This window comes from Guyparkeria sp. (assembly GCF_046545975.1).
Lineage (GTDB): Bacteria > Pseudomonadota > Gammaproteobacteria > Halothiobacillales > Halothiobacillaceae > Guyparkeria.
In genome coordinates, this window is the sequence record NZ_JBKGYT010000127.1 from 1 (window position 1) to 3,138 (window position 3,138).

A 3,138-nucleotide genomic window follows, 5' to 3' on the forward strand; every position below is an offset into this window, starting at 1 on the left:
TGGTGGCCAGAGAGGGAATCGAACCCCCGACACGGGGATTTTCAATCCCCTGCTCTACCAACTGAGCTATCTGGCCATGCCGTCCTCGCGCACCGGCCCGCTGGGCATGGAATCCGCCGGTCCACGGCGCGCGACGAGGTGCGCATTTAACGGCAAAATTTCCCGGCGGTCAACCCCGGCCGGGCATGGGCGATGCAGAATTTTGGGTGGAATGGCTGACGCGCCGCGGCTGGCATTGTATGCTCATCGGCATAGCAAGACGTTTGACCAGCCCATCCCATCGCGAACCGCTCCAATGTCCGCACGTACCGCGCAGATCCGCCGCGAGACCGCCGAGACCCGCATCTCGCTCGAACTCGACCTCGACGGCACCGGCACCGCCCGCCTGAACACCGGCGTGCCCTTCTTCGAGCACATGCTCGACCAGATCGCCCGGCACGGGCTGATCGACATCGACCTGTCCTGTGACGGCGACACCGAGATCGACGACCACCACACGGTCGAGGACTGCGGCATCGTGCTGGGCCAGGCGGTGGCCAAGGCGGTCGGCGACAAGCGCGGCATCTATCGCTACGGACATGCCTACGTGCCGCTCGACGAGGCGCTCTCGCGCGTGGTGATCGACCTGTCCGGCCGACCGGGGTTGGAATTCCGCTGCGACTTCACCCGTTCGATGATCGGCCGCTTCGAGACCGAGCTGGTCGAGGAGTTCTTCCGCGGCTTCGTCAACCACGCGGGTGCCACGCTGCATATCGACAACATCCGCGGGCGCAACGCGCACCACCAGGCCGAGACCATCTTCAAGGCCTTCGGCCGGGCGCTGCGCATGGCACTCTCGCCTGACGAGCGGCAGGCGGACGTCATTCCCTCGACCAAGGGCTCGCTCTGATGCAGATCGCGGTCGTCGACTACGGAATGGGCAACCTGCGCTCGGTGGTCAAGGCGATCGAGCACGTGGCCCCGGACGATGCCCACGTGGTGCTCACCGATGCCCCCGAGGTGATCCTCGAATCCGAGAAGGTGGTCTTCCCCGGCCAGGGCGCGGCGGCCCAGTGCATGACCGCCCTGCGTGAACGCCACCTGCCCGACGCCCTGCGCGAGGCGGCGCGGACGCGGCCGTTTCTCGGCATCTGCATGGGCATGCAGGTGCTGCTCGACCGCTCCGAGGAGAACGACGGCGTCGACCTGCTCGGCTGGTTCCCGGGCCAGGTCAGGCGTTTCGGGCCGACCGACGAGCACCTCAAGGTGCCGCAGATGGGCTGGAACCAGATGCACCACACCCGGGAGCACCCGCTGCTTGACGGCATCCCCCAGGACGCACGCTTCTACTTCGTGCACAGCTACTACTGCGAGCCGGCCAACCCGGCCCACACGGTGGCGACGGCCGACTACGGCCTGACCTACTGCGCGGCACTGGCCGACGACTACGTCTTCGCCATCCAGGCGCATCCGGAGAAGAGTGCCGACGATGGCCTGAAGCTGCTGGCCAATTTCACCCGCTGGAAGGGCCCGCGGCCCTGACCCCCAAACCGAACCGAGCGCACATCGAGGACGTCAGACCAATGCTCTTGATCCCCGCCATCGATCTCAAGGACGGCAAATGCGTACGCCTGCGCCAGGGGCGCATGGAGGACGACACCGTCTTTTCCGACGACCCGGTCGCCGTGGCAGGCCGCTGGGTCGAGGCCGGCGCACGGCGCCTCCACCTCGTCGACCTGGACGGCGCCTTTGCCGGCAGCCCGAAGAACCGCGAGGTCATCAAGGCCATCTGCGAGACCTACCCGGACCTGCCGATCCAGGTCGGTGGCGGCATCCGCGACGAGGCCACCATCGAGCAATACCTCGAGCTGGGCGTGGACTACGTCATCATCGGCACCAAGGCCGTCTCCGAGCCGCACTTCGTCGAGGACGTCTGCCTCGCCTTCCCGGGCCACATCATCGTCGGGCTCGACGCGCGTGACGGCAAGGTGGCCATCGACGGCTGGTCGAAGCTCTCCCACCACGACATCCACGACATGGCCCAGCGCTTCGAGACCGACGGCGTGGCCGCGATCGTGTTCACCGACATTTCCCGCGACGGCATGATGCAGGGCGCGAACATCGAGGCGACCCGCGAGCTGGCAAAATCGGTGCGCATCCCGATCATCGCCTCGGGCGGCGTGACCGACATGAGCGACATCGACCGGCTGATCGATGCCGCCGAGGACGGCGTCTCCGGCGCGATCATCGGGCGAGCGCTCTACGAGGGCACGATCGACCTGAAGGAAGCGCAGAGACGCATCGACGAGCGCGCGGGCATCCCGCCGTTCTCCGAGTAACCCATGGGGCTGGCCAAGCGCATCATTCCCTGCCTGGACGTGGCCGAGGGCCGCGTGGTCAAGGGCGTGCAGTTCGAGGGCCTGCGTGACGCCGGCGACCCGGTCGAGGCGGCACGCCGCTACAACCAGGCCGGCGCCGACGAGCTGACCTTCCTCGACATCTCCGCCTCCCACGAGGGACGCGAGACCATGCTGCACGTCGTCGAGGCGGTCGCCGCCGAGGTGTTCATTCCCCTGACCGTCGGCGGCGGCATCCGCACGCTGGCCGACGTGCGCCGGCTGCTGCACGCCGGCGCCGACAAGGTCTCGATCAACACCACGGCGGTGCACCATCCCGAGCGCATCCGCGAGATGAGCGACGCGGTCGGCTCGCAGTGCATCGTGGTCGCCATCGACGCCCGGCGCGTCTCCGGGGAGGACGAGCCGCCCCGCTGGGAGATCTTCACCCACGGCGGGCGAAAACCCACCGGACTGGATGCCGTCGACTGGGCCGTGCACATGGCCGAGCTGGGCGCCGGCGAACTGCTGGTGACCAGCATGGATCGCGACGGCATGCAGCAGGGCTTCGACCTGGAACTGACCCGCGCGATCAGCGATGCCGTGCCCGTCCCGGTGATCGCCTCCGGAGGGGTCGGCAACCTCGACCACCTGGTCGAGGGCATCGTGGAAGGGCATGCCGACGCGGTGCTGGCTGCCAGCATCTTCCACTTCGGCACCTACAGCATCAGCGAGGCCAAGCAGCGCATGGCCGAGGCGGGCATAGAGGTTCGCACCTGAAAACCCTGATATACTCCGGCGCTCGCATTCACACGCCCGCGAG

General features: G+C 67.7%; 4 protein-coding genes and 1 tRNA gene. 4 read left to right on the plus strand and 1 reads right to left on the minus strand.

Annotated features, from left to right (window positions below; genetic code table 11):
* A tRNA-Phe gene (locus tag ACLFMY_RS08780) sits at positions 1-76 on the minus strand.
* 219 nt (positions 77-295) lie between these two features.
* On the opposite strand from ACLFMY_RS08780, the gene hisB reads away from it, so the two are divergent.
* Genes hisB through hisF form a run of 4 tightly spaced genes read left to right on the plus strand, consistent with a single transcriptional unit; the run spans position 296 to position 3,095 of the window.
* Entirely contained in the window at positions 296-889 is a 594-nt protein-coding gene (gene hisB, locus ACLFMY_RS08785) for an imidazoleglycerol-phosphate dehydratase HisB (RefSeq protein WP_410764283.1), read from the plus strand.
* Entirely contained in the window at positions 886-1,521 is a 636-nt protein-coding gene (gene hisH / locus ACLFMY_RS08790; protein WP_410764286.1) for an imidazole glycerol phosphate synthase subunit HisH, read from the plus strand. Before hisB ends, hisH begins: the two co-directional genes overlap by 4 nt.
* A 41-nt stretch (positions 1,522-1,562) precedes the next feature.
* Positions 1,563-2,318 carry a 1-(5-phosphoribosyl)-5-[(5-phosphoribosylamino)methylideneamino]imidazole-4-carboxamide isomerase gene (gene hisA / locus ACLFMY_RS08795; protein ID WP_410764284.1) on the plus strand — a complete coding sequence of 252 codons (756 nt, stop codon included), beginning with the start codon at positions 1,563-1,565 and terminating at the stop codon, positions 2,316-2,318.
* A gap of 3 nt (positions 2,319-2,321) precedes the next feature.
* Positions 2,322-3,095: an imidazole glycerol phosphate synthase subunit HisF gene (gene hisF / locus ACLFMY_RS08800; protein WP_410764285.1), complete on the plus strand. Its 774-nt coding sequence runs from the start codon at positions 2,322-2,324 to the stop codon at positions 3,093-3,095.
* Positions 3,096-3,138 lie beyond the last annotated feature (43 nt).